The sequence below is a fragment of the Phenylobacterium koreense genome, from assembly GCF_040545335.1.
GTDB lineage: Bacteria > Pseudomonadota > Alphaproteobacteria > Caulobacterales > Caulobacteraceae > Phenylobacterium > Phenylobacterium koreense.
The window spans coordinates 831,787-856,019 of sequence record NZ_JBEPLU010000001.1 but is presented as its reverse complement, the minus strand read 5'-3'; the positions used below and the strand labels follow the sequence as shown (position 1 = coordinate 856,019).

25 protein-coding genes are annotated in these 24,233 nt (G+C 69.6%); 14 read left to right on the top strand and 11 right to left on the bottom strand.

Annotation, left to right across the window (positions count from 1 at the left end; all coding sequences use genetic code 11):
- Nucleotides 1-37 precede the first annotated feature (37 nt).
- The 4 genes from ABID41_RS04240 to ABID41_RS04225 all read right to left on the bottom strand — a co-directional run bounded on the left by ABID41_RS04240 (nt 38) and on the right by ABID41_RS04225 (nt 5,341).
- Nucleotides 38-3,481, bottom strand: coding sequence for an AAA family ATPase (locus ABID41_RS04240; protein WP_354297213.1), 3,444 nt, complete (start codon nt 3,479-3,481; stop codon nt 38-40).
- Between the two features lie 15 nt (nt 3,482-3,496).
- The gene (locus tag ABID41_RS04235; protein ID WP_331929658.1) at nt 3,497-4,105 is read right to left on the bottom strand and encodes a thioredoxin domain-containing protein; all 609 of its coding nucleotides are present in this window, start codon (nt 4,103-4,105) and stop codon (nt 3,497-3,499) included.
- A gap of 4 nt (nt 4,106-4,109) precedes the next feature.
- On the bottom strand, nt 4,110-4,727 hold the full coding sequence (locus ABID41_RS04230) for a DsbA family protein (protein ID WP_331929656.1): 618 nt from the start codon (nt 4,725-4,727) through the stop codon (nt 4,110-4,112).
- Nucleotides 4,728-4,798: 71 nt separating this feature from the next.
- Nucleotides 4,799-5,341 (bottom strand): DUF721 domain-containing protein, encoded by a 543-nt coding sequence (locus ABID41_RS04225; RefSeq protein ID WP_354297212.1) that lies wholly within the window; start codon nt 5,339-5,341, stop codon nt 4,799-4,801.
- Between the two features lie 59 nt (nt 5,342-5,400).
- On the opposite strand from ABID41_RS04225, the gene mutY reads away from it, so the two are divergent.
- Nucleotides 5,401-6,459, top strand: a complete 1,059-nt coding sequence (gene mutY, locus ABID41_RS04220) for an A/G-specific adenine glycosylase (protein WP_354297211.1) — start codon at nt 5,401-5,403, stop codon at nt 6,457-6,459.
- 59 nt (nt 6,460-6,518) lie between these two features.
- Here mutY and ABID41_RS04215 read toward each other — a convergent pair whose 3' ends face one another.
- The 3 genes from ABID41_RS04215 to ABID41_RS04205 form a co-directional block, all read right to left on the bottom strand.
- Complete coding sequence (locus tag ABID41_RS04215) at nt 6,519-7,601, bottom strand: site-specific DNA-methyltransferase (protein WP_331927740.1); 1,083 nt, start codon at nt 7,599-7,601, stop codon at nt 6,519-6,521.
- A gap of 105 nt (nt 7,602-7,706) precedes the next feature.
- On the bottom strand, nt 7,707-8,333 hold the full coding sequence (locus ABID41_RS04210; RefSeq protein WP_331927742.1) for a ribonuclease HII: 627 nt from the start codon (nt 8,331-8,333) through the stop codon (nt 7,707-7,709).
- Nucleotides 8,333-8,923, bottom strand: a complete 591-nt coding sequence (locus ABID41_RS04205) for a DNA-3-methyladenine glycosylase I (protein ID WP_331927744.1) — start codon at nt 8,921-8,923, stop codon at nt 8,333-8,335. The genes ABID41_RS04210 and ABID41_RS04205 overlap by 1 nt, the downstream gene beginning before the upstream one ends.
- A gap of 250 nt (nt 8,924-9,173) precedes the next feature.
- On the opposite strand from ABID41_RS04205, the gene ABID41_RS04200 reads away from it, so the two are divergent.
- Complete coding sequence (locus ABID41_RS04200) at nt 9,174-10,043, top strand: alpha/beta fold hydrolase (RefSeq protein ID WP_331927746.1); 870 nt, start codon at nt 9,174-9,176, stop codon at nt 10,041-10,043.
- 28 nt (nt 10,044-10,071) lie between these two features.
- On the opposite strand, the gene ygfZ is transcribed toward ABID41_RS04200, so the two are convergent.
- The gene (gene ygfZ / locus ABID41_RS04195; RefSeq protein WP_354297210.1) at nt 10,072-10,869 is read right to left on the bottom strand and encodes a CAF17-like 4Fe-4S cluster assembly/insertion protein YgfZ; all 798 of its coding nucleotides are present in this window, start codon (nt 10,867-10,869) and stop codon (nt 10,072-10,074) included.
- A gap of 61 nt (nt 10,870-10,930) precedes the next feature.
- Here ygfZ and ABID41_RS04190 point away from each other — a divergent pair, with 61 nt between their 5' ends.
- The 8 genes from ABID41_RS04190 to ABID41_RS04155 all read left to right on the top strand — a co-directional run bounded on the left by ABID41_RS04190 (nt 10,931) and on the right by ABID41_RS04155 (nt 18,190).
- Nucleotides 10,931-11,899: a glycosyltransferase family 9 protein gene (locus ABID41_RS04190; RefSeq protein WP_331930255.1), complete on the top strand. Its 969-nt coding sequence runs from the start codon at nt 10,931-10,933 to the stop codon at nt 11,897-11,899.
- A gap of 19 nt (nt 11,900-11,918) precedes the next feature.
- The gene (locus ABID41_RS04185; RefSeq protein WP_331930257.1) at nt 11,919-13,253 is read left to right on the top strand and encodes a dihydroorotase; all 1,335 of its coding nucleotides are present in this window, start codon (nt 11,919-11,921) and stop codon (nt 13,251-13,253) included.
- A gap of 280 nt (nt 13,254-13,533) precedes the next feature.
- Nucleotides 13,534-14,592 carry a DUF898 family protein gene (locus ABID41_RS04180; RefSeq protein WP_331930259.1) on the top strand — a complete coding sequence of 353 codons (1,059 nt, stop codon included), beginning with the start codon at nt 13,534-13,536 and terminating at the stop codon, nt 14,590-14,592.
- Between the two features lie 83 nt (nt 14,593-14,675).
- Nucleotides 14,676-15,248, top strand: a complete 573-nt coding sequence (locus tag ABID41_RS04175) for a DUF1285 domain-containing protein (protein ID WP_331930261.1) — start codon at nt 14,676-14,678, stop codon at nt 15,246-15,248.
- Nucleotides 15,245-15,886 (top strand): CoA pyrophosphatase, encoded by a 642-nt coding sequence (locus tag ABID41_RS04170; RefSeq protein WP_331930263.1) that lies wholly within the window; start codon nt 15,245-15,247, stop codon nt 15,884-15,886. The genes ABID41_RS04175 and ABID41_RS04170 overlap by 4 nt, the downstream gene beginning before the upstream one ends.
- Entirely contained in the window at nt 15,879-16,154 is a 276-nt protein-coding gene (locus ABID41_RS04165) for a hypothetical protein (RefSeq protein ID WP_331930265.1), read from the top strand. The genes ABID41_RS04170 and ABID41_RS04165 overlap by 8 nt, the downstream gene beginning before the upstream one ends.
- A gap of 26 nt (nt 16,155-16,180) precedes the next feature.
- Nucleotides 16,181-17,395 (top strand): CCA tRNA nucleotidyltransferase, encoded by a 1,215-nt coding sequence (locus ABID41_RS04160; protein WP_354297722.1) that lies wholly within the window; start codon nt 16,181-16,183, stop codon nt 17,393-17,395.
- 96 nt (nt 17,396-17,491) lie between these two features.
- On the top strand, nt 17,492-18,190 hold the full coding sequence (locus ABID41_RS04155) for a glutamine amidotransferase-related protein (protein ID WP_331930267.1): 699 nt from the start codon (nt 17,492-17,494) through the stop codon (nt 18,188-18,190).
- Nucleotides 18,191-18,235: 45 nt separating this feature from the next.
- Here the strand turns inward: ABID41_RS04155 and hemF are convergent, their stop codons facing one another.
- Together hemF and ABID41_RS04145 are read right to left on the bottom strand one after the other, a co-directional pair.
- Nucleotides 18,236-19,114 carry an oxygen-dependent coproporphyrinogen oxidase gene (gene hemF, locus ABID41_RS04150; RefSeq protein WP_331930269.1) on the bottom strand — a complete coding sequence of 293 codons (879 nt, stop codon included), beginning with the start codon at nt 19,112-19,114 and terminating at the stop codon, nt 18,236-18,238.
- Entirely contained in the window at nt 19,114-19,575 is a 462-nt protein-coding gene (locus ABID41_RS04145) for a tRNA (cytidine(34)-2'-O)-methyltransferase (RefSeq protein WP_331930271.1), read from the bottom strand. Before ABID41_RS04145 ends, hemF begins: the two co-directional genes overlap by 1 nt.
- 229 nt (nt 19,576-19,804) lie before the next feature.
- Here ABID41_RS04145 and petA point away from each other — a divergent pair, with 229 nt between their 5' ends.
- The 3 genes from petA to ABID41_RS04130 are packed head-to-tail and all read left to right on the top strand — an operon-like array spanning nt 19,805 to nt 22,543.
- Complete coding sequence (petA, locus tag ABID41_RS04140) at nt 19,805-20,359, top strand: ubiquinol-cytochrome c reductase iron-sulfur subunit (RefSeq protein ID WP_331930273.1); 555 nt, start codon at nt 19,805-19,807, stop codon at nt 20,357-20,359.
- Nucleotides 20,360-20,364: 5 nt separating this feature from the next.
- Nucleotides 20,365-21,684 carry a cytochrome b gene (locus ABID41_RS04135; RefSeq protein ID WP_331930275.1) on the top strand — a complete coding sequence of 440 codons (1,320 nt, stop codon included), beginning with the start codon at nt 20,365-20,367 and terminating at the stop codon, nt 21,682-21,684.
- Nucleotides 21,685-21,691: 7 nt separating this feature from the next.
- Nucleotides 21,692-22,543, top strand: coding sequence for a cytochrome c1 (locus ABID41_RS04130; protein WP_331930277.1), 852 nt, complete (start codon nt 21,692-21,694; stop codon nt 22,541-22,543).
- A 255-nt stretch (nt 22,544-22,798) separates the two neighbouring features.
- Here ABID41_RS04130 and ABID41_RS04125 read toward each other — a convergent pair whose 3' ends face one another.
- Nucleotides 22,799-23,587: a pepsin/retropepsin-like aspartic protease family protein gene (locus tag ABID41_RS04125; RefSeq protein WP_354297209.1), complete on the bottom strand. Its 789-nt coding sequence runs from the start codon at nt 23,585-23,587 to the stop codon at nt 22,799-22,801.
- Between the two features lie 194 nt (nt 23,588-23,781).
- Here ABID41_RS04125 and ABID41_RS04120 point away from each other — a divergent pair, with 194 nt between their 5' ends.
- A complete protein-coding gene (locus tag ABID41_RS04120) occupies nt 23,782-24,219 on the top strand; it encodes a hypothetical protein (RefSeq protein ID WP_331931557.1) in 438 nt (145 codons plus the stop codon).
- Nucleotides 24,220-24,233 lie beyond the last annotated feature (14 nt).

Here is a 24,233-nt window from a genome sequence, read left to right as displayed (position 1 = left end):
TGCGGCCAATGTGAGGGATTCCCCCGCGGAAGGCCGGCTACTGAGCGGCCATGGCCTCGGCCTGCCGCAGGTCGACCGAAACCAGTTGCGAAACTCCGCGCTCGGCCATGGTGACCCCGAACAGCCGGTCCATCCGGGCCATGGTCACCGGATTGTGGGTGATGGTGATGAAGCGCGTCTCGGTCCGCCGCCGCATCTCGTCCATCAGGTTGCAGTAGCGGTCGACATTGGCGTCGTCGAGCGGGGCGTCCACCTCGTCCAGAACGCAGATCGGGGCCGGCTGGGCCAGAAACACCCCGAAGATCAGGGCGCAGGCGGTCAGGGCCTGCTCGCCGCCGCTCATCAGGCTCATGGTTGAAAGGCGCTTGCCGGGCGGGCAGGCGTAGATCTCCAGGCCCGCCTCCAGCGGATCGTCCGATTCCACCAGCCGCAATTCGGCCTGGCCGCCCTGGAACAGGGCCTGGAAGAGCGCCTTGAAGTGCTCGTTGATCACGTCGAAGGCGGCCAGCAGCCGCTCGCGGCCCTCGCCGTTCAGCTCATCGATTCCCTGGCGCAGCCGGGCGATGGCGCCGGTCAGGTCGGAGCGCTCGCTGAACATGGTTTCCAGGCGAGCGGCGTGCTCGGTCGCCTCTTCCTCGGCGCGTAGGTTCACCGCTCCGATCGAATCGCGCTGGCGCTCGAGATTGTAGAGGTGGGCCTCCATGCCCCCGGCGTCGGTGGGAATCGCCACCGCCTCGTCGGCCAGCTTGCGGCCGAGCTGCTCGGGCTCGATGCGGGCGGTCTCACGAATCTGGCCAGCGATTTCGGCTAGGCGCTCGTCGGCCGCTTCCAGCTTGGCGGCGAGCGAGGCGCGGAGTTCCCGGGCCTGGCTGGCGGCGGTCTCGGCGGCGCGCAGGGCGCGGTCGGCTTCGGTGCGGGCGCTCTCGGCCTGGGCCAGGGCGTCGGCCGACTGGGCGCGGCGGGCCTCGGCGGCGGCCAGTTCATCCAGCAGCCTGCCGAGCCGCTCCTGATGGGAAGCGGGCGCGTCATGCGCCTTGTCGAGAGCGGCCTGGGCTTTGCTGCGGCTGTCGGCCAGGTCGTCGAGGCGCTTGGCGGCCGCGCGGCCGCGGCGGGTCCAGTCGTCGGTGTCCCGCTTCAGGCTCTCGTGGCGCCGGGCGCGGCCGTCCCGTTCGCGAATTTCCAGCTCCAGCGCCGAACGCGCGGCGGATGCAGCTTCCCGGGCCGGGCCGGCGGCCGCGCGGGCCTGGGCCAGCCGCTCGGCGCCGTCGCCCCCGGCCCCGTGGTCGGAGGTTTCGGCGATCGCCACCGCCAGCACCGCCTCGGCCTCGGCCAGTTCGGCGTCGAAGCGGGCGATCATATCGTCCAGCGACTGGGCCTGGGCCTCGCGGCGGGTGGCCTCGCGGTCCAGCTTTTCCAGCGTGGCGCGGGCGGCGGAGACCTTCTGCTCGGCGGCCGGCGGTTCGCGACGGGCGGTCCGCAGCGCCTCTTCGCCGGCGCGAACCCGGGCCGAGGCCTCCTGCAGGAGCCGCTTGGCCGCCGCCGCCTTGGGCGAGAGGGATTCGATCTCGGCCTCGACCTCGGCCAGCCGGGTCTTCTGCTCCATGCGGATGGCGGCCGGCTTGGGGGCGTCGGCCCGGGCCACGAACCCGTCCCACCGCCAGAGGTCGCCTTCGACCGACACCAGGCGCGCGCCGGCCGGCAGTCCCTTCTGCAGGCGATCCCCGTCCTCGCGGCCGACCACGGCGATGTAGGCCAGGCGCGCGGCCAGGGCCTCGGGCGCCTTCACCTTCGGGGCCAAGGGCTCGGCGCCCTGCGGCCATGCGGCCGGCGGCGTCTCGGCTCCGCCCCAGAAGGCCGGCGCCTTGGCGTCCAGCGCCGCGTCCAGGTCGTCGCCAAGCGCAGCGGCCAGGGCCCGCTCATAGCCCCGCGCGGGGACCAGCGAATCGAGGGCCGGTGCAAAGCCCGAGCGGCGCTGCTGTGCGACGATCTGGGCCAGGGCCCGCGCCTCGGCGGTCAGCCGGCCCAGCACCTCGTCCTGCTTTCGCGAGGCTTCGCGCGCCTCGGCCTCGGCCGCGCTCGCCTTGCCACGTTCGTCCTCGGCGACGTCCAGGGCGGCGCGGGCGCTGGCCAGCGCCGCCTCGGCCCGTTCCAGTTCGCCGCGGGCGGCTTCGATCTGCGGCGTCACGGCAGGACCGAGCTGGGCGCGTTCGGCCTTGGCCTGGTCGAGGGCGCGGCGGGTCCGGGCGACCCGGTTCTGCGCCTCGTCCACCCGTGCGGCCCCGGCGCGGCGGCGCGCCTCGTCGGCGGCGACCTGGGCGGCGAGCTCTTCGACGGCCTTGTCGGCGGCGATGCGGGCGGCCTCCGCCGCCTTGGCGGCGGCCTCCAGTTCCGGCGCGCGCTCCGGCGCAGCGGCGATGGCCGCCTCCAGGGCCTCGAGGTCCTCGGCCATCCGCTTCAGCGCCACGTCGGCGTCCTCGACGATCTGGGTCTCGCGGGCGCGGTCGGCGTCGATGCGCCCAAGGTCGGCGGTCAGGCGCTCCACCTCGGCGGCCAAGGCCTCGCCCTCGCGCTCCAGGCGGTCCTTGTCGATGGCCAACCGATGCAGGATGGCGGCGGCGACGGTTTCGGCCTCGCGCAGCGGCTTGATGGCTTCTTCGGCCTGGGCGGCGCGGGTGGTGTTGGCCGCGGCCTCTCGGGCGCTTGTCTCGACCGCCGCGACCGCAGCGGCGGCCTCCTCGCGCAGCCGCACGGCGGTCTCGCGGGCCTCGGCCCACCGGGCATAGAGCACGGCGCCTTGCAGGGCGCGGATCTCGGCTGAGAGGCGCTTGTAGCGTTCGGCCTGGCGCGCCTCGCGCTTCAGGCGGTTGAGGGCTGTTTCCAGCTCGCGGGAAACGTCGTCCAGCCGGGCGAGATTGGCTTCCGCCGCCCGCAGGCGAAGCTCGGCCTCGTGCCTGCGGGAATGCAGGCCCGAGACCCCGGCCGCCTCTTCGAGGATCATGCGGCGGTTCTGCGGCTTGGCGGCGATCAGCTCGGAGATCTGGCCCTGCCGCACCAGGGCCGGCGAGTTCGAGCCGGTCGAGGCGTCGGCGAACAGCAGTTGCACGTCGCGCGCCCGCACCTCGCGGCCGTTGATCTTGTAGGTCGAGCCGGCGCCGCGATCGATGCGGCGGACGACTTCCAGCACTGGCGCGTCGTTGAACGCGGGCGGCGCCCGGCGGTCGCTGTTGTCGATGGTCAGGGTGACTTCGGCGTGGTTGCGGGAGGCGCGATTGCCCGAGCCCGCAAAGATCACCTCGTCCATTCCTCCCGCCCGCATGGCCTTCGCGGAATTGGCGCCCATCACCCAGCGGAGCGCCTCCAGCAGGTTCGACTTCCCGCAGCCGTTCGGCCCGACGATACCCGTGACTCCTGGCTCGATCCGGAACTCGGTCGGATCGACGAAAGACTTGAAGCCGGAGAGACGGAGCCTCTGGAAGTGCACGGGCGGGGGCGCCTCCTACCGCTTGGAGGCTTCGGCGACGGCGGCGTCCAGCTCGGCGGTGGTCATCGGACCCTCCTTCACCACCTTGCCGTTGAACACGAAGGTCGGGGTGCCGCTGACCTTGTCCGCGGCGATGTTGCGCGCCACGCGAGTGGTGAGCTGGTCGAGGGCCGCGTCGTCGTTCACGCAGGCCCGCATCTGCTCCTCGGAGAGACCGCCGGCCTCACCGGCCTTGACCAGGTTGGTCCTGGCGTCGCCGGTCTTGGCCATCTCTTCATAGCCGTGGAACATGGTGTCCACGACGGTGAAGTACTTGTCCTTGCCGGCGCAGCGGGCGGTCAGGAAGCCGGCCGCCGCCAGTTCCCGAGGCGGCGTCAGGATTTCGCGGAAGGTGTAATGCACCTTGCCGGTGTCGATGTACTTCTTCTTGAAGGCCCCGAAGACCTCGTTGTTGAAGTGCGCGCAGTGGCTGCAGCTCAGCGAGGCGTACTCGATCATCCGCACCTTGGCCTTGGGATCGCCCAAGGTCATGTCGCCCTCCAGCGGGGCGGCGATAGCCGAACCGCCGAGCAGCGCGAGCGCGCCCAGGGCGGAGATCACGATACGACGGTTCGACTTGCGCATGGGCTTATTTGGAAGCCTCGGCGACCGCAGCCTGCAGGTCGGCCATGGTCATCTCGCCTTCCTTCACCTTCTTGCCGTTGATGAAGAAGGTCGGCGTGGCGGTGATGTTGTCGACCTTGATCGCCCGTTCGACCCGGGCGTTCAGGGCCTTCAGCGCCGCTTCGTCGGTGATGCAGGCGTTGAACTGCTGCTCGGTCATGCCGGCCGACTGCGCCGTGCGCAGCAGCACCCCGCGCATGTCGCCGGTGGTGAACATTTCCTGCTGGGCGTTGAAGATCGCGTCGATGACGCTGAAGTATTTGTCCTTGCCGGCGCAGCGCGCGACCAGGAAGCCGGCGGCGGCCACTTCGTTCGGCGGCGTCAGGAATTCCTTGAAGGTGTAGTGCACCTTGCCGGTGTCGATGTACTGCTTGCGGAATTCGGGAAAGACCTCCTGGTTGAACCTGGCGCAGTGGCTGCAGGTCACCGAGGCGTATTCGACCATCTTCACCTTGGCGTTGGGGTCGCCCAGGGTCATGTCGGCGCTGTCGACGGCGCCGGATCCGCCGCCCTTGGAGCAGCCGGCCAGGGCGAGCGCGCCCAGGGCTGCGACGACGAGAAGACGACGGTTGAAGTTCGGCATTTGCACCTCTGCGGAATTCCGAATGATTGAGTAAAGCCCGATTCCCGGCGGCAGGAACGTGGCGCCGCGTCTCAAGTCAAGTTGCTCCGCCGCAGCACGCCGCGACCCAAGCTTAGCAATGCGGCTTTCAAAGGGCCGTCGGGTGTGTCCGCGAGGCTCCTGGCGAGCTCGGCCTCCTGGCCGGCGTCCAACGGCGCGGCCCGCTTGCGGACAGGCTTGGCGTCAGCGCTCCGGCGCAGCGGCCCCTGGACGATCCGCAGCTTGTTCACCGCCCCTTCGCCGAGGAACAGGTTGACCCGCGCGACGATCTCGGGGGCCTGATGCTGGATCAGCGCGGCCGAGGCGCCGGCCACCCGGATCTCCAGGCTGCCGGGACCGCCGCCCCGCGACTTGGTCAGCTTCACCGGCTCGGTGCGCCTGGCGATCTCGGCGCCGACGATCTCGCGCCAGCGGGCCTGGAGCGCGCCGGGGCCTTGGCCGAACTTCTCGTCCAGCTCCTTGAGATACTTGGTCAGCCCGCGGCCCGCGGCCGGCGGCGGCCGGCGCTGCGGCCGCGTGCGCTTGCGCGCCAGGATCTCGGCGGCTTCGGCGGCGGTGGGAAGAGGGCGGGCCATTTCGCGGGCAACATACAACAAGGCTCCCGCCGGAAGCGAGGATGGGGTAGCGAAGGCCCGTGACGCCCGAAAGCCTCCGCCAAAGTCTCCGAACCCGGCTGCTCGCCTGGTACGACCAGAACGCCCGCGACCTTCCCTGGCGCGTGGGGCCGGCCGCCCGCCGCGACGGAATGCGGGCCGACCCTTATCGCGTCTGGCTGTCCGAGGTCATGCTGCAACAGACGACCGTGCCGCACGCTGCGCCCTACTTCCTCAAGTTCACCCAGCGCTGGCCGACGGTGTTCGATCTGGCGCGCGAGGACGACGCCGAGGTGATGGCCGCCTGGGCGGGGCTTGGCTACTACGCCCGCGCCCGCAACCTGCTGGCCTGCGCCCGCGCGGTGGCCGGCCAGCATGGGGGCGCCTTCCCGGATACCGAGGCGGGGTTGCGGGAATTGCCGGGGCTCGGGCCCTATACCGCCGCGGCCGTAGGCGCGATCGCCCTCGACCTGCCCACCAATGTCGTGGACGGCAATGTCGAGCGGGTCATGGCTCGGCTGTTCGCGGTCGAGACGCCGCTGCCGGACGCCAAGCCCGCGCTGAAGGCCCTGGCGGGAGAACTGGTCGGCGAAGATCGACCGGGCGACTGGGCCCAGGCGCTGATGGACCTGGGGGCGACCGTCTGCCGGCCCAAGGCGCCGCTCTGCGACCGCTGCCCGCTGGCCGCCGCCTGCGCGGCCCTCGCCGGCGGCGCGCCGGAAACCTATCCCCGCAAGGCCGCCAAGGTCGCGCGGCCGCATCGCAACGGCGTAGCCTACATCCTGACCCAGGGCGACCAGGTGGCCCTGGTCCGCCGGCCGCCCAAGGGCCTGCTGGGCGGCATGCTCGCCCTGCCCACCAGCGACTGGCGTACGAACGGCTGGAGCGACGCCGAGGCCATGGCCGCCGCGCCCGCCAGCGCGGACTGGCGTTCCGTCGGCGAGGTCGACCACGTCTTCACCCACTTCAGCTTGACCCTGCGCCTGCTGCGGGCCGAAGGGGAGGCGGAGGGGATGATCTGGACCCAGCGCTCGGGCCTGGACGCCCTGCCGAGCGTCTTCCTCAAGGCTGCGCGGGTCGGGCTCGCCAACCTGCTTTAACCTTCAGCTTCCCGCTTCGGCGCGCTGGTGCGACCGCGGATGACGACCCAGTTTGCGCGTCAGGCGCTCGGCATCGCCGAGCGGATCTTGGCGCGCAGGACGTCGATGGGGGCCAGGCCCTTGTCGGACTTGAAGTGCCAGTAGGTCCAGCCGTTGCAGGCCGGGGCCGATTGCACCATCGCGCCGACCTTGTGGATCGAGCCGGAAAGCTCGCCGACCACCAGGCTGCCGTCGGCGCGGACGCGGGCCATGCGCTCGCCCTTGGGGCAGTAGAGCGCGTCGCCGGGACTCAGCAGGCCGGCTTCCAGCACCTGGCCGAAGGGCACGCGCGGCTCGGCCTTCTTCGAGCCGGTGACCTGCAGGTCGCCCGGCGCGATCGGGATGATCTTCGAGATCCGCTCGCGGGCCAGGGCCACGTACTTCTCATCCTGCTCCAGGCCGATGTAGCGGCGGCCCAGGCGCTTGGCCGCGGCGCCGGTGGTGCCGGTGCCGAAGAAGGGGTCGAGGATGATGTCGCCGGGCTTGGTCGAAGCCAGGATCACCCGGTGCAGCAGGGCCTCGGGCTTCTGGGTGGGATGGGCCTTGGCGCCGTTCTCGTCCTTAAGGCGCTCCTCGCCGGTGCACAGCGGGAAGGTCCAGTCCGAGCGCATCTGCACGTCGTCGTTGGCCATCTTCATGGCGTCGTAGTTGAACGTGTAGCGGCGCGAGCCGCGGCCCTTGGCGGCCCAGATCAGGGTTTCGTGGGCATTGGTGAACCGGGTGCCCTTGAAGTTCGGCATCGGGTTGGTCTTGCGCCAGACGATGTCGTTCAGCAGCCAGAACCCCAGGTCCTGCAAGGCCGAGCCGACCCGGAAGATGTTGTGATAGCTGCCGATCACCCAGAGAGCGCCGTCGTCCTTGAGCACCCGATGGCACTCGCCCAGCCATTCGCGGGTGAACTTGTCGTAGGCGGCGAAGCTCTCGAACTGGTCCCAGTGGTCGTCGACCGCGTCGACCTTCGAGTTGTCGGGGCGCAACAGGTCGCCGCCGAGCTGAAGGTTGTAGGGCGGGTCGGCGAAGACCAGGTCGACGGACTTCGCAGGGAGCTTCTTCAGCTCCTCGATGCAGTCCCCTTGGATAATCGTGTCGGCCAAAACGCCCATGAACTACCTCGATGTCCGGACGAAGAATCGTGAGTCACCGTGGTGAAGAGGACGTTTTCAAACATGGTTAACGGCCGTTGATTTTGGTTAACGGCGCGGGAGGAATCAATCCTGTTCCAGCTCGCCGACTGGCTCCTGGCCCAGCATGGCCAGGCGCACCGGCTCCCAGCCGCGGCGATGGATGGGGCAGGGGCCGAGGGTCTTCAGGGCCTCCACGTGGACGCTGGCGTGGTAGCCCTTGTGGGAGGCGAAGCCGTAGCCGGGATAGAGGCTGTCCATCTCGATCATCAGCCGGTCGCGGGCGACCTTGGCCAGGATCGAGGCTGCGGCGATGGACGAGCTGATCGAGTCGCCCTTGATCACAGTCTTGATTTCGCAGGGCAATTTGAACTTGTAGTTGCCGTCGACCAGGGCGAAGACCGGGGTGACGGAGAGCTGCTCCACGGCGCGCCGCATGGCCAGGCCGGTGGCGTGCAGGATGTTCAGCTCGGCGATCTCCTCGACGCTGGCCATGCCGACGGCCCAGGCGACGGCGCTGGCCTTGATCTCGATCTCCAGGGCCTCGCGGGCCTTGGCGCTGAGCTTCTTCGAGTCATCGAGCCCGTCGGGCACGCGGCCCGGGTCGAGGATCACGGCGGCGGCGGAGACCGGGCCGGCCCAGGGGCCGCGGCCGGCCTCGTCGACCCCGCAGACCGGGCCAGGACAGGCGAACTCGAGCAGCATGTCCGGCATTAGTGCGCCAGCCTCTTGACCTGATCATGGCGGTGGCAGGAGGTCAGGTGGTCGTTGACGAAGCCGGTGGCCTGCATGAAGGCGTAGACGATCACCGGTCCGACGAACTTGAAGCCCTTGGATTTCAAGGCCTTGGACATTTCCTCGGCGACCTTCGTCTGGGCCGGCACCTGGCCGATCTCGGTCCACGCGTTCTGGATCACCCGGCCGTTGGTGAAGCTCCAGAGGAATTGCGAGAAGTCCTCGCCGTGCTCGCGCATGTCCAGATAGAGCCGCGCGCTGGCGATGGCCGCGTCGATCTTGGCGTTGGAGCGGACGATGCCCGGATTAGCCATCAGGGCGGCGCGTTCGGCCTCGCCGAACCGGGCGACGATCTCGGGATCGAAGCCGGCGAAGGCCTCGCGGAAGGCCTCGCGCTTGCGCAGGATGGTTATCCAGGAAAGCCCGGCCTGGAACCCGTCGAGGACAAGCTTCTCCCATAGGGCGCGGGAGTCATACTCGGGCACCCCCCACTCGGTGTCGTGGTAGGCCTCGTAGAGCTCGTCGCCGGCCATGCCGCGCCAGCCGCATCGAATCAACTCGCCGGTCATGCGGCGCAGTCTTGGCGGTCTGGCAGGTTGCTATCAAGCGGCGCGAACACGGGGTCTATCGGCAGGTTTTCTTCCCAGTTCCTGCATCAATGTGCCGGTTGCGGGCCAGAAGGCGCTTGGCCGCAGGCTTGGCCGCGCGAGGGCCATGTTCCAAGCTGTTGATAGAGCGAAGAGATCGCGGCTATCGGCAGATCGGCAGGTTTCCTGGCGCGGGCTGCCGATGGCGCGCTCGCGGTGAGAGGGCCAAGGCATGGCGTTCGAAGGCTTCAGGCTGGAGCACATCGACCTCGGAGAGGCGACCTTGCGCGTCCGGCACGGCGGCTCGGGTCCGCCGCTCCTGCTGCTGCACGGCTACCCCCAGACGCACATGATGTGGGGCAAGGTCGCCGATGACCTGGCGCGGGACTTCACGGTCGTCGCCCCGGACCTTCGCGGCTATGGCGGCAGCTCCAAGCCGCCGGTCACCGACGACCACGAGCCCTACTCGAAGCGGGCGATGGCCCGGGACGCGCGGGCGCTGATGGCGAGGCTCGGCTTCGAGCGGTTCGACCTGGTCGGCCACGACCGCGGCGGACGAGTGGCCTATCGCCTGGCGCTGGATGCGCCGGAGGCGGTGAGCCGGCTGTCGGTGCTCGACATCATCCCGACGGCCGATGTCTGGCGACTGGCCGACCGGCGGTTCGCCCTCGGCTACTGGCACTGGCCGTTCCTGGCCCAAGCCCATCCGTTCCCCGAGCACTTCATCGCCGCCGACCCGGTGAACTTCGCCTTCCGCATCGCGCAGGGGGCGACCTATTTCGACCCGCAGGCCTATGCCGATTATGTGCAGGCCCTGGCCGACCCGGAGACGGTGCGCGGCATGTGCGAGGACTATCGGGCCGGGGCCACCTGCGACGTCGCCGCCGACGAGGCCGACCGGGGCGTCAGGACGATCGCCGCCCCGACCCAGGTGCTGTGGGGCGCGAAGGGCGCGGTCGGGCGCTGGTACGACGTGCTCGAAGTCTGGCGGCCCTGGTGCGAGGACCTGCGCGGCGAGGCGATCGAGGGTGCGGGGCACTTCCTCGCCGAGGAGCGGCCGGCGGAGACCTTGGCGGCGCTGCGGCGGTTCCTGGGCGGCTGAGCCAGAGCGCCGGCCGTGATTTGCGGCGCTAGGACGAAGTCGGCAGCCAGGCCGGGACCTCGGCGGTGGCGGAGCGGCCTTCGGCGGTGAGGGCGCCTTCCAGGCGGTCGAGGCGGACGAGGGCCATGGCGCGGCCGCCCTGGCCGGAGAGGACCTCGCCGGCGCGGCGCTCGCCGTTCAGGAGTTCAGCGCCGGGGGCGGGGGGCTGGCCATCGAAGGCCAGGGGCAGCATGCGGTTCTTGACCTGGCCGCGGCGCTTCATGCGCGAGGTGGTCTCCTGTCCGACGAAGCAGCCCTTCTTGAAGTCGATGCCGTTCAGCAGGTCGAAATTGGCCTCGATCGGGTAGGTCTGCTCCACGCCCCAGTCGGCGGGGCCGGGCACGCCGAGGGCGAGGCGATGGGCGTCGTAGGCGGCCTCGTCGGCATTGGGCGCAAAGTCGCCATAGGCGCGCCAGCCCAGGGCGGGCAGGCGAGGGTCGGGCGCCCAACCTTGGCCGGGATCGGCGCCGAAGGCCGCGAAGACCTTGGTCTCGTCCGGAGCGATGCGGACCTTGGCGCGCAGGCGGTACATGGTCAGGCGCATGACCAGCGCGTCGCGATGGGCCTTTTCGACGTCGAGCCAGGCCCCGTCTTCGCGCCCGATCACGAAAAGATCGAACAAAAGCCGCCCTTGCGGGTTCAGCAAGGCGCCGAACCGCGCCTGGCCGGGAGAGAGGGTGTCGACGTCCTGGGTGATCAGTCCCTGGAGGAAACTGCGCCAATCCTCGCCTGAGACCTCGATCAGAGCGCGGCTGGCAAGGTGAGCGATCTGGGGTTGGGTGACCATGGCTGAGGAGTTAAGGGCTCGACGGGTAGAGCGCCAGCCGCATGAGCCCTATACAAGGGCGATGGCGCACGGGTCCTTCCCGATTCTGTTCATCACCGCGACCCGCATCGGGGATGCGGTGCTGTCGTCAGGCCTGATCAAGCGCCTGCTGGACGAGGTTTCCAACGCCACCTTCACCATCGTCGCCGGCAAGGCCGCCGCGCCGCTGTTCGCCGAGGTCCCGAACCTCGAGCGGCTGATCGTGATGGAAAAGCTCAAGAACGGCGGCCACTGGTTCAACCTGTGGCGCGAGGTGCGCCAGCGCCGCTGGGGGCTGGTTGTCGACCTGCGCGGATCGGCGATCTCGCAGTTCCTGCGCCGGGAGCGGCGCGCGGTCTTCAAGCGGTCCTCCGGCGAGCCGGTCCACAAGGTGATCGAGGCGGCCCGGCTGCTGAAGATCGAGGGCGAGCCGCCGGCGCCGTACATCTTCACCTCGCCGGCCACCGAGGCCTATGCGGACGAGCTGACCGCGGGCAAGGGGCCGATCCTGGCCATGGCGCCCGCGGCCAACTGGATCGGCAAGACCTGGCCGGTCGAGCGCTTCGCCCAGGTGGCGATCCAGCTCTTCGACGGGCCGCTGGCCGGCGGCCGGCTGATGCTGGTCGGCGGGCCCGACGACATGCGGGCGATCAGCGCCCTGCGCAGCGTGATCGCCCGCGAGCGGACCATCGACCTGGCCGGCAAGGTCGAGCTGCTGGCCACCTATGCCTGCCTGAAGCGGGCGCGGCTGTTCATCGGCAACGATTCCGGGCTGATGCACATGGCCGCCGCCGCCGGAACCCCGACGCTCGGCCTGTTCGGGCCGTCGGACGACCGGCTCTACGCCCCTTGGGGGCAGAACACGCGAGTGGTCCGCGGCATTAGGACCCTGGACGAGATCCGCGAGGTTGACCCCACGCTCTCCCAGGCGCTCTGTCACATGATGGACCTGCCCGTGGACTGGGTGACCGCCGCGGCCAGGGACCTGCTCGCCCAAACCAACAAGACCTAAAGACAAGTCAGGACGATCCATGCCCGAGACCTTCGACCTCATCGTGAAGGGCGGCGAGGTTGTGAACCATGCCGGCCGCGGCCAGGCCGACGTCGGCGTGCGCGCGGGCAAGATCGTCGAGATCGGCGACCTGTCGCAGGCCTCGGCCGGCGAGGTGTTCGACGCCAAGGGCCTGACCGTCCTGCCGGGCGTGATCGACAGCCAGGTCCACTTCCGCGAGCCGGGCCTGGAATGGAAGGAAGATCTGGAGAGCGGATCGCGGGCCGCCGCCCTGGGCGGGGTGGTGGCGGTGTTCGAGATGCCGAACACCGAACCGACCACCACCGACGCCGACGCCCTGGCCGACAAGCTGGCGCGCGCCAAGGGCCGGATGCACACCGACCACGCGTTCTATGTCGGCGGCACGCATGAGAACGCGCAGTTCCTCGGCGAGCTGGAACGCCTGCCGGGCTGCTGCGGGATCAAGGTGTTCATGGGGGCCTCGACGGGCAGCCTGCTGGTCCAGGACGACGAGGGCATCGAGCAGGTGCTGCGCCACGTGAACCGGCGCGCAGCCTTCCACTCCGAGGACGAGTACCGCCTGGCCGAGCGGCGGCCGCTGGCGCGGACCGGCGACTGGACCAGCCACGAGGAGGTGCGCGACGCCGCCTCGGCCCTGGAATCCACCCACCGCCTGGTGCGGATCGCCAAGGCCCTGGGCAAGCGCATCCACGTGCTGCACGTCACCACCGCCGAGGAGATCGAGTTCCTGGCCGGGCACAAGGACGTGGCCAGCGTCGAAGTGACGCCGCAGCACCTGACCCTGACCGCGCCGGAAGCCTATGAGCGGCTGAAGGGCTACGCCCAGATGAACCCGCCGATCCGCAACGCCTACCACCAGGCCGGCCTGTGGCACGGGATCGCCGCCGGGATCGCCGACGTGCTGGGCTCGGACCACGCCCCGCACACCAAGGAGGAAAAGGCCAGGCCCTATCCGGCCTCGCCCTCGGGCATGCCGGGGGTGCAGACCCTGGTGCCGATCATGCTGACCCATGTGAACGAGGGGCGGCTGAGCCTGGAGCGCTTCGTCGACCTGAGCAGCCATGGGGCCAACCGGGTGTTCGGCATGGCCGACAAGGGCCGCCTGGCGGTGGGCTACGACGCCGACATGACCGTGGTGGACATGAAGGCGCGGCGGGTCATCAGGCACGAGGACATGGCCACGCGCGCCGGCTGGACGCCGTTCGACGGCTTCGAGGCCAAGGGCTGGCCGATGGCCACCATCATCCGCGGGGTGACGGTGATGCGCGACGGCGAGCTGACGACGCCGGGGATCGGAGAGCCGGTGCGGTTCGCCGAGACCCTGGGCGGGTGAATCCCTCTCCCGTAAAGGGAGAAGGGATCCTGAGCGCTGATATCCTCCCCCCACTGGCAGAGGTGGCGCGCGCAGCGCGCCAGAGGGACCGCCGTTAGGCGGTTCCACCTGTGCGGCTGTCCTCCCCTGGCCGGGATGCCCCGGGAGCTCCCCCAGGGGGGAACGGGGTGAGATGGCCCGCGGCCGGAGATGACGATCTGAAGGAAGGGCGAGCGCGTAGCTTCCTCTGGCGCGTGCAACCAAGCCGTGAGAGGCTTGAGCATTGGTCGTGGGGGAGCGGATGTCGCGGTGGGGCGGCGCCTTGGATGGCGCCTACAGCTTGCCGATCGAGCTGAGCCTCGAGCCGCGCGATTTCGCGCCGCTGGGGTTTGGGCGGTGGGCGGCGAACCTCGCGAGCCTGGGACTTTATGGTTATTGGGGCCGCAGCGAGGTGCGGCGGCGGATCTGGGGGGCCACGCGGCTGGGCGGCGCTCCCTTCCGCTACGAGGGCGGTGGCGCGGAGCTGCTGCTGGGTCGGCTGATCCGTGTGCTGAGCGTCGGCGGCGTGCTGACGGTGGCCGGCGTCCTGGCCGCGAGCCTGGAGCCGTGGCGCATGGCGGCGGCCGTCGTCTTCCTGGCGCTGGCGGGCTTCCTTCACGGCTTCATGCGGTTTGCGGCCTTCGTCTACATGGCCAGCCGGACCGAGTGGCGCGGGTCGTCCTTCGAGGTCGCTGGCTCGCCAGTGGGGTTCGCGCTGCGTGAGCTGCGGGACTTCGCCCTGGCGGCGGCGACCCTCGGCTGGTGGCTGCCGCATGCGCATCGCGGCCAGGCGCAGGCGCTGTGGAGCGAGCTGCGCCACCAGGGCCAGGCGGTGAGCTACGACCGCAAGGCGGCCGGGCGGCGGCAGGTCTACAACGCCTTTGCGATCGGCTGGTTTTCCAGCGTGGTGCTGGCGCTGGTCGTCGGCGGCGCGGCCGCCGGACTGGCCGATGGGTTCGCGCCGATCCCGCATCCGAAAGGCGAGCTCGGCCCGAGCGAGATCGGCCAGCTCGCCTGCGCGGCGCTGGCGGTTTGGATGTTCCTGATCGTCGTCTGGTCGCCCTATCAGGCCGCGGCGCGGACGGCGGTGGCTGCGGGCCTTGGCCTGGCGGTGGACCTGGGCTGGCGGGAGAACGCCTGGCTGAACCTTTCCAACCGCCTGCTGATGGTCGGATCGCTGGGGGCGCTGGCGCCCCTGACCTTTGCGCGGGAGTGCGCCTTCCTGTTCCCGCAGCCCCAACTGGCCGGCGCGGCGAATGGCGCGGCGGCGGTCCGGCGGGCGAAGGTGTCGGCCGGCGGGCGGATCGTGACGGCCCCCTGATCGCGAAGCCCCCCCTGATGGCGAAAGTCCTTCCGTTAGCGAAAGTCATTGAGGGCGGCGGTCCGGGCGCCTAACTTCCAGGCATGGGAGAGACGACGAAACCTGGCCTCGACGGCGTGATCGCAGCGGCAAAACAGGCGCCCGGGCGCGGACTGCCGCCCGTGCATCTATGGAACCCCGCCCACTGCGGGGAAATCGACATCGTGATCCGCAAGGACGGGACCTGGTTCCACGAGGGTACGCCGATCGGGCGCGAGGCCCTGGTGCGGCTGTTCTCCACCGTGCTGCGCAAGGACCCGGACGGGTTCCACCTGGTGACGCCGGTCGAGAAGATGAAGATCACGGTGGAGGACGCCCCGTTCATCGCCACCCGAGTCGACGCCGAGGACGGGGCGCTGAAATTCATGACCAATGTCGGGGACGAGGTGGTCGCCGGCCCGGAGAATGCGATCCGCGTCGAGATGGACGAGGCCAGCGGCGAGCCGCGGCCCTACCTGCACGTCCGCCGCGGCCTGGAGGCGCTGATCGCCCGGCCGGTGTTCTACGAGCTGGTGGAGCTGGCGCAGGAGCGGCAGACGCCGCAGGGCCCGCAACTCGGCGTCGAATCGAACGGCGCCTGGTTCCCGGTCGGGCCGGCGGGGGCGCACCAACTGTGAGCCCCCACGCTGCGCCGGGCGAAATCCGGTCCTGGATCGAAGGCCATCTGGACCCGCTGGAGGACCGGCCGGGGCAGGAGGCGGCCTCGGACTTCGACCTGGGGGCCAACGCCTTTCCGAACGAGCCGGTCACCCTGACGCCGGCGGCGGTGCTGGTGGGGCTGATCGAGCGGCCGGCCGGCTATTCGGTGCTGCTGACGCGGCGGGCCGACACCCTGCGCCGGCACACCGGCCAGATCGCCCTGCCGGGCGGCCGCTCCGATCCGGGCGAGACGAGCTGGACCACCGCCCTGCGCGAGGCGCACGAGGAGGTGGGCCTGGAGCCGGACTACGTGTCGGTGGCGGGGCTGTCCTCGCCCTACCGGACCGGGACCGGGTTCCTGGTGACGCCGGTGGTGGGGTTCATCCGGCCGGGCTTCACCCTGCAGCCGAACCCGGCCGAGGTGGCCGACATCTTCGAGACGCCGTTCGGGTTCCTGATGGACCCGGCCAACCACGAGCGGCACGAGCGTGAGGGACCGGACGGGGCCATGCGCCGGTTCTACGCCATGACCCACGAGGACCGCTTCATCTGGGGCGCGACGGCCGGCATGCTGCGGGCGCTCTACGAGCGTCTCTACGGGGCGGCGGTTGCTTAGGGAGCTTGCCCCGCGGCTGCTGCTGGTCGCGGTTCCCTTCGCCGCCTGGTTCGCGTGGCGAGAGGTCGCTCGGCGGACGGGCCGGCCGATGGGCGGAACGCCCTGGGCGTGGCTGGTCGGGGCGGCGGGGCTGCTGGTGGGGCTTTCGCTGCTGGCGAGCGCGTTGTTCCATGAGGAGGACCGCGGCGGCGTCTACGTCCCCGCGGAGGTCGAGCCGGGCGGCCATATGATCCCTGGCCATTTCGAGCAGAAGGCGCCCGGAAAGTGACGCAGAGCATCGGTGAACGACCCTGGATGAAGCCGGCCGCGCCGGTGATGGCGGCGCTGGAGGCTGCGGGCGGCGCAGGCTGCGCGCGCTTCGTCGGCGGGGCGGTCCGCAACTCCCTCCTGGGCGTGAAGGTCGAGGACGTGGACATCGCCACGGTCCTGACGCCTGAAGCGGTGACGGCGGCCCTGGAAGCGGCGAAGATCCGGCCGGTGCCGACCGGCGTCGACCACGGCACGGTGACCGCGGTGCTGGACGGCCGGCCCTATGAGATCACCACCTTGCGGCGGGACGTCGAGACCGACGGGCGCCGGGCGGTGGTGGCGTTCACGACCGACTGGGGCGAGGACGCCCAGCGGCGCGACTTCACCATGAACGCGGTCTATGCGGACGCGCGCGGCGAGCTGCTGGACCCCACCGGGCGGGGCGTCGGGGACGCCAGCTCCGGGCGGCTGGTGTTCGTGGGCGACGCCGCAACGCGGATCGCCGAGGATTCGCTTCGCATCCTGCGCTATTTCCGGTTCCTGGCCTGGTACGGGAAGGGCGAGCCCGATACGGCGGCCGTGGAGGCCTGCGCGGCGGGCAAGGGGCTGATGGGCAACCTGGCGGCCGAGCGGGTGGCCAAGGAGCTTTTGAAGCTGCTGGCGGCGGACGATCCGCGGCCGGCGGTGGCGCTGATGGCCAGGACCGGCGTGCTGAACCAGATCCTGCCCTCGGCGGGGGATCTTCGGGCCTTCGACCGGATGGTCGAGATCGAGACAGACCAGCTCTTCGTCAACGATCCGATCATGCGGCTGGCGCCGCTGCTGCCCGACGACCAGATCGGAGCGGGTAAGGCGGCCGAGGCGCTGCGGCTCTCCAACGAGCAGCGGGAGCGGCTGGTCCAGGTCATGGGAAGGACCCCGCGCATCACCTCCTGGATGAGCCCCCGCGAGAGCCGGCGGGCGGTCTACCGGATCGGGGTGGCGACCTTCCGTGACCGGATCAAGCTGGCCTGGGCGCGTTCGGATCGGCTGGCGGCGACTCACCAGTGGCGGGGGCTGCTGGCGCTCGCCGAGAGCTGGACCCCGCCGCCGTTCCCGCTGACCGGCGAGGACGTGCTCAATTCGGGCGTGCCGAAGGGGCCGATGGTCGGCGAGGTGCTGCGCGAGGTCGAGGACTGGTGGGTCGACCACGACTTCATCGACGACAAGTTCTCGGCGATCGAGAAGCTGAAGGCCGTGGCCCAGGGGATGGCGTATTAGCGGGCGTCCCGGCTGCAGCAAGACCGGCGCGTATTGGCCCGGCCTTCGGCCTGCGGTCGAAGCCGGGATGACAAGATGGGTGTTGCGAGAGGAAGCATGAAGCTCGGCATACTCGAGACCGGCGCGCCGCCGGAGGATATCCGGGGGCGGTTCGGCGGCTATCCCGGCATGTTCCGCAAGCTGCTGGGCGAGCAGGCCTACGACTATGCGGTGTTCGACGTGCAGGCCGGGCGGATGCCGCAGGGCGCCGACGCCTGCGGGGCCTATGTTGTGACCGGCTCGTCGGCGGGGGTCTACGACCCAGAGCCGTGGATCGAGCCACTGATGGACTTCCTGCGGGAGGCGAAGGGGAAGCTGCCGCTGGTCGGGGTCTGCTTCGGCCATCAGATCATGGCCCAGGCGTTCGGCGGCAAGGTGATCAAGTCGCCCAAGGGCTGGGGCGTGGGGCTGCACCGCTACCGGCTGAGCGAGACCCGCGACTGGATGGACAGCGCCGAGCCGATCGCGATCCCGGCCTCGCACCAGGACCAGGTGGTGGAGCTTGCGCCCGGCGCGCGGGCGATCGGCGGGAGCGAGTTCTGTCCCAACGGAATGATCGACTACGGGGAGGCGCGGGCGATCTCGATCCAATTGCATCCGGAGTTCGAGCCGGCCTACGCCAAGGCGCTGATCGAGAACCGGCGCGGGACCCGCTACACCGACGAGGAAGCCGACCGGGCGGTGATGAGCTACGAGCAGCCGGACGACCGGCTGCGGGTCGGCGCCTGGCTGCAGCGGTTCATCGAGCAGGGGTGAGGGGAGACCGCCTTGCGGCGGCCCCCTCGGAGAGAAATCTCGGAACTACGGCCAGCTCACCATGGGGGGCATGGAGGAGAGGATGGTCTCGATGTTGCCGCCGGCCTTGAGGCCGAACATGGTGCCGCGGTCGAAGAGCAGGTTGAACTCGACGTAGCGGCCGCGGCGGACGAGTTGCTCGCGGCGGTCGGCCTCGGTCCAGGGCTCGCTCATGCGGTGGCTGACGATCTTGGAATAGACGTCGAGGAAGGCCTCGCCCACGGCGCGGGTGAAGCCGAAGTCCTTCTCGAAGTCGCCGCTGTTGTGGCGGTCGTAGAAGATTCCGCCAACGCCGCGAGGCTCCTTGCGGTGCGGCAGGTAGAAATACTCGTCGCACCAGGCCTTGTACTTGGCGTGCCATTCCGGATCGAAGGCGTCGCAGGCCTCCTTCATGGCGGCGTGGAACAGCTTTGCGTCGTCGGCGTCCTGGCTGCGCTGCTCGTCCAGCATGGGGGTAAGGTCGGCCCCGCCGCCGAACCAGCTCTCGGCGGTCGACAGGAAGCGGGTGTTCATGTGCACCGTCGGCACCCGCGGCGAGCGCGGGTGGATGATCAGGCTGATGCTGGCCGAGACGTAGGTCGGGTCCTTGTCCGCGCCGGGCATCTGGGCGGCCATCTCCGGCGAGAAGCGCGCCAGGGCCGCCGAGGTGTGGACGCCGGCCTTTTCGAACAGCCGGCCGTGCAGGTGTCCGCCGATCCCGCCGCCGACGCCGCTCTCGCGGGTCCAGGGGCGCATGTCGAACTTGCCGGGCTCTTCAGGATAGAGCTCGGGCGAGGCCTCTTCCTCGAGCCGCTCGAGTTCGGCGCAGATGCGGGTCTGCAGACTCTCGAACCATTCCTTGGCGCGAGCGCGGCGGGCTTCGATTTCTGGGGATATGTTGGTCATCAAATAACGGCCTTAGGAAATTGGCCCGTCTGGCGCAACGCCTCTGACAAGCCGATCGCCGCCGACACCGTGACATTCAGGGAACGGCGGCCAGGAGAAAGCGGAATGAAGACCCGGGCGTCGGCGCCCTCGTGCACCTCGTCAGGCACGCCGATGCTTTCGCGGCCGAAAAGCAACATGTCGTCGGCCCGGAACGAAAAATCGTGCAGCGGCTGAGCCGCCTTGGTCGAGAAGAGAACAATTCTTCCGTCGCCCTTCGAGGCCACGAAATCGGCCCATCCGGGATGCCGGACAACCTGCGCCGGATCCCCGTAATCCAAGGCTGCGCGGCGAATAGCCTTGTCCGAGAGCGGGAAGCCGCAGGGCTCGATGACGTGCACCGGAACGTCCATACAGGCCCCAAGACGCAAAGCCGCCCCAAGGTTTTGAGGAATGTCAGGTTGAAAAAGGACGAGCAGCATTCTAAGCGGTCCAGCAACGGGATTAGCCGGGGCCAGGGGCGAATCACGGAAGGGGGGAGGCGACGCAACGCTTCCACGACACTTCCTAAGGTTTGCCCAGCGCCAGCGATTGATTCCGGTGGCCCTTACCAGAACCGCTGGGCAGGGTCGAAGGCAGGACGGCTTCGGAATTATCCGTAGCGGTCTGACGGGTCGCGGTCCGCGGCCCCAGAGGAAGGGTAGCTTTAAGGTGGCCGACACCGTCGCGGGCGCAAATCCCGATACCCATGCCGCGGGCGACGACCCGAACCGGCGTGATTTCATCCATATCGCCGCGGCGGCCGCGGCCGGCGGCGCCGTCGTGGGCCTCGCCTGGCCGTTCATCGACCAGATGAACCCGTCCGGCGACACCCTGGCGCTCGCCTCGGTCGAGTTCGACCTGACCAAGGTCGCCGAGGGCCAGCAGGTGACGATCAAGTGGCGCGGCAAGCCGCTGTTCATCCGTAACCGGACCGGGGCCGAAATCGCCCGGGCGGTGAAGGACGACGGCGCGAGCATGCCCGATCCGCAGAAGGACGAAGACCGTCACAAGCCGGGCAAGGCCCAATGGCTGGTGCTGGTCGGAACCTGCACGCACCTTGGCTGCGTGCCGACTTTCGGCGGCGGTGACTACGGCGGCTGGTTCTGCCCGTGCCACGGCTCGCACTACGACGTCTCGGGCCGTATTCGTAAGGGCCCGGCGCCCAAGAACCTGGCGGTCCCCGAGTACAGCTTCCTTTCCGACACCAAGGTCAAGGTGGGCTGACCCCGATGAGCGGACATTCGAATTACGAACCCAAGACCGGCATCGAGCGCTGGCTCGACACCCGGCTTCCGATCGTGCGCCTGGCGTATGACTCGGTGATCGACTTCCCGACCCCGAAGAACCTGAACTACTGGTGGACCTTCGGCGGCATCCTGGCGGTCTGCCTCGGCATCCAGATCGTGACCGGCATCGTGCTGGCCATGCACTACGTGCCGCACGTGGATCACGCCTTCGCCTCGGTCGAGCGCATCATGCGCGACGTCAACTACGGCTGGCTGATCCGCTACATGCACGCCAACGGGGCCTCGATGTTCTTCATCGCGGTCTACATCCACATCCTGCGCGGCCTCTACTACGGCTCCTACAAGGCGCCCCGCGAAGTGCTCTGGATCCTGGGCTGCGTGATCTACCTGCTGATGATGGCCACCGCCTTCATGGGCTACGTCCTGCCCTGGGGCCAGATGAGCTTCCACGGCGCCGTCGTGATCACCAACCTGTTCGGCGCCCTGCCGATCGTGGGCGGCGCGATCACCACCTGGCTGTGGGGCGGCTTCGCGGTCGACAACCCGACCCTGAACCGCTTCTTCTCGCTGCACTACCTGCTGCCGTTCATGATCGCGGGCGTCGTCGCTCTGCACATCTGGGCGCTGCACGTGCCGGGCAACAACAACCCGACCGGCGTGAACGTGAAGTCCAAGCAGGACACCGTTCCCTTCCACCCGTACTACACGGTGAAGGACGGCTTCGCGATCGTGGTCTTCCTGATCCTCTTCGCGACCTTCGTCTTCTACAACCCGAACGCCCTGGGCCACGCCGACAACTACATCCCCGGCAACCCGCTGGTGACCCCGGCGCACATCGTTCCGGAATGGTACTTCCTGCCGTTCTACGCGATCCTGCGCGCGGTTCCGGACAAGCTCGGCGGCGTGCTGCTGATGTTCGGCGCCATCGCGGTGCTGTTCGTCCTGCCCTGGCTCGACACCTCGAAGGTGCGCTCCATGCGCTACCGCCCGACCGCGAAGCTCTACTTCTTCGTCTTCATGGTCGCCTGCGTGGTGCTCGGCTTCTGCGGCGGTCAGCTTCCCGACAACCACGTGATCCCGGGCCTGTCGACCTTCAAGCTGCTCGACGCGGACCTGAACTCCTTCGTGTGGCTGTCGCGTATCGCCACCCTGTACTACTTCGCCTACTTCCTGGTCGTCCTGCCGGTCCTGGGCCTCACCGAGACCCCGCTGCAGCAGCCGGAATCGATCAGCGAACCTGTGCTTTCGCATCCTGCCAACGCGCCGGCCGGCGCCGCGGCTTCGCCTGAAAAGAGGGGTTGAGCCTAAGATGCTGCGTAAAGGTATCGCGCTCGCGGCGCTTGGCTTGGCCGTGTTCACCGCGGCTCCGGCGGCTCAGGCCGCCGGCGGCGCCCTCCCGCCCAAGCACGTCGAGTTCAGCTTCGAAGGCCCGTTCGGCAAGTTCGACCAGGCCCAGCTGCAACGGGGTTACAAGGTTTATCGGGAGGTCTGCTCGGCCTGCCACTCGATGAACCTGATGTACTTCCGGAACCTCGGCCAGAAGGGCGGGCCGTTCTACGATCCGAAGTACAAGACGCCGAACGACAACGCGATCGTCAAGGCGATCGCCGCGGAGTACCAGGTCAAGGACATCGACTCCGAGACCGGCGACGTCATCGACCGCCCCGGCACTCCGGCCGACCACTTCCCGAACCCGTTCCCGAACGAACCGGCGGCGCGGGCTTCGAACGGCGGCGCCCTGCCGCCGGACCTGTCGGTGATGGCCAAGGCCCGTCACGAAGGACCGCAGTACATCTACTCGATCCTGACCGGCTACAAGGAGCCGCCGAAGGGTCTGAAGGTGGCCCCGGGCATGCACTACAACCCGTATATGAACGGGGACGTGACGGCGGCCTGGAGCGGTCCGCACGACAAGGTTCCGCCGGGCGGCTTCATCGCCATGGCCCAGCCGCTGGCGGCCGATCAGGTGAGCTTCGACGACGGCACGAAGTCGACGCTGGAGCAGCAGGCCAAGGACGTGGCCGCGTTCATCGCCTGGGCTTCCGAGCCCAAGATGGAAGAGCGCAAGGCCTTCGGCATGGCGGCGATGGCCTATCTCTTCATCTTCGCGGCCCTGCTCTATGCGAGCTACCGCCGGATCTGGAGGAACGTCGCCCACTAGGGCGCGCTTCCCCTGACGAAAACGAGAAGGTCCCGAGGTTCGCTTCGGGGCCTTTTTCGTTGGCGACGGTCGGCTCCCGCTGAGGGAGGCGGATCACTTGAAACTCACCCCGGTTCGTCATGGCCGGGCCGGTAGGTAGACACCGAGGGACTCAGGAAGCGGCCGCGCGCATGGATCCCCGGCGCGCTCACGCGGCCGGGGATGACGATCTCGTGGGGGAGCCGCCGGGGGCGCAGGAGGCGAGGCGGAGGGGCTTCAGCCCGCGGGGGCGAGGAGCAGGCGGCGGCGGGGGAAGTCGAAGCGGACGCGCCAGTGGGCGAGCATGGGCGCGCCGATGACGCCGGCGGCGGCGATGTCCACGGGCGCGAGGCCGGCGTCAACGTTCTCGAAGAGGACGCCGGCGAAGGAGGCGGCGCGGAGCTCGGCGCGGCGCTCGCCGCCGGGCAGCAGGTCGAGAGGCTTGGCCTTGCCCTCCACCCTGGCGAAGGCCGGATCGAGGCGGACCGAAGCGTCGGCGCCGGTGGCCACCACGAAGGGGCCGCCGAAGGCCCTGGGGCCGTCGGAGACGGCGGCGAAGGCGGTGGCCGCCCCATCGAGGCGGCCAAGCCTCAGGGTGGTCCTGGCGGTGAACGGCGGGGCTTCGCGCGCGGGGCGGATGGAGACCCGGCAGGGCGCGAAGCTGACATCGACCACATAGTCGCCGAGGATGTCGGCGCCGATCACCCCTGCGATCGGGGTCGGAAAGAGCCAGGTGCGGGAGTCGAGGTTAGCCACCGCCAGCGGCCTGGCGGGCAAGGTGAGGCCCGCGAGCCGGACCTCGCCGGCCAGCGAGGTCTGCGCGATGCCCGCGCCCTGGGCCATGGTCTCGTGTAGCTGGGTGGCCGGACTGCCGGTGTCGAGGATGTAGTCGCCGGCTACGCCCGCCACAGAGGCCGGCGCAATCAGCACGCCCTGCTCGTACCAGCAGGCGACCTCGCCGGCCCGGGCGCTGGAGGCAAGCCCCTGGGCGGCGACGACGGCGAAGGCCAGGGCGGAGAGCTTCATGGAGTCCAGCGAGGGCGGAGGAGGGCGCGGCGCCCTCGAGCAGGCAGCATAGCCGCGCCGTGCGCCGAGGGCGACAATCTGCGTACGGGCGCAATCGGGGGCGAATTGATCGGCCATGAGGCCTTATCGCAGCCGCATCGGAGGTTTAAGTCGGGGACATGGCTTTCATCAGGGCATGGAGAGACTTCCGGCGCATGCAGGATGTCGCGGTCGGGGCGGCCTCTCTTATCTATGCCGGAGCGGTCCTCAACGCGTTCCAGGTGCTGCCCGGCGGCACGACGCTGATCGCCCAGCGCACCCTGATCTGGCCGAGCCTCTTCCTGGTCCTGTCGCTGTGCGTGCCGCTGCTGGTCCCGGCGCTGAAGAAGATCCTGGCGCGGTATGTCTGGATGAGCTTCCAGGCCGGGTTCGGGCAGACGCCGATCTCGGTGCTGACCGGGGTGGGGCTGCTCGCGGCGGCGGCGCTGTTCATCTACTGGCAGGTCTGGGCGGTGGGCCACGGCGGGCGCTACCCGGCCGGCGTGTTCTCCGGCTATGCGGCTGGGATCGGCATCCTGGCCGCCCAGGCGGTGCTGGTGCGGGCGCTGGAGACGGTGCCGGAGGTGCGCCAGCAGATCGAGGAGCGGGAGTAGGGGCCAGTTTCTCC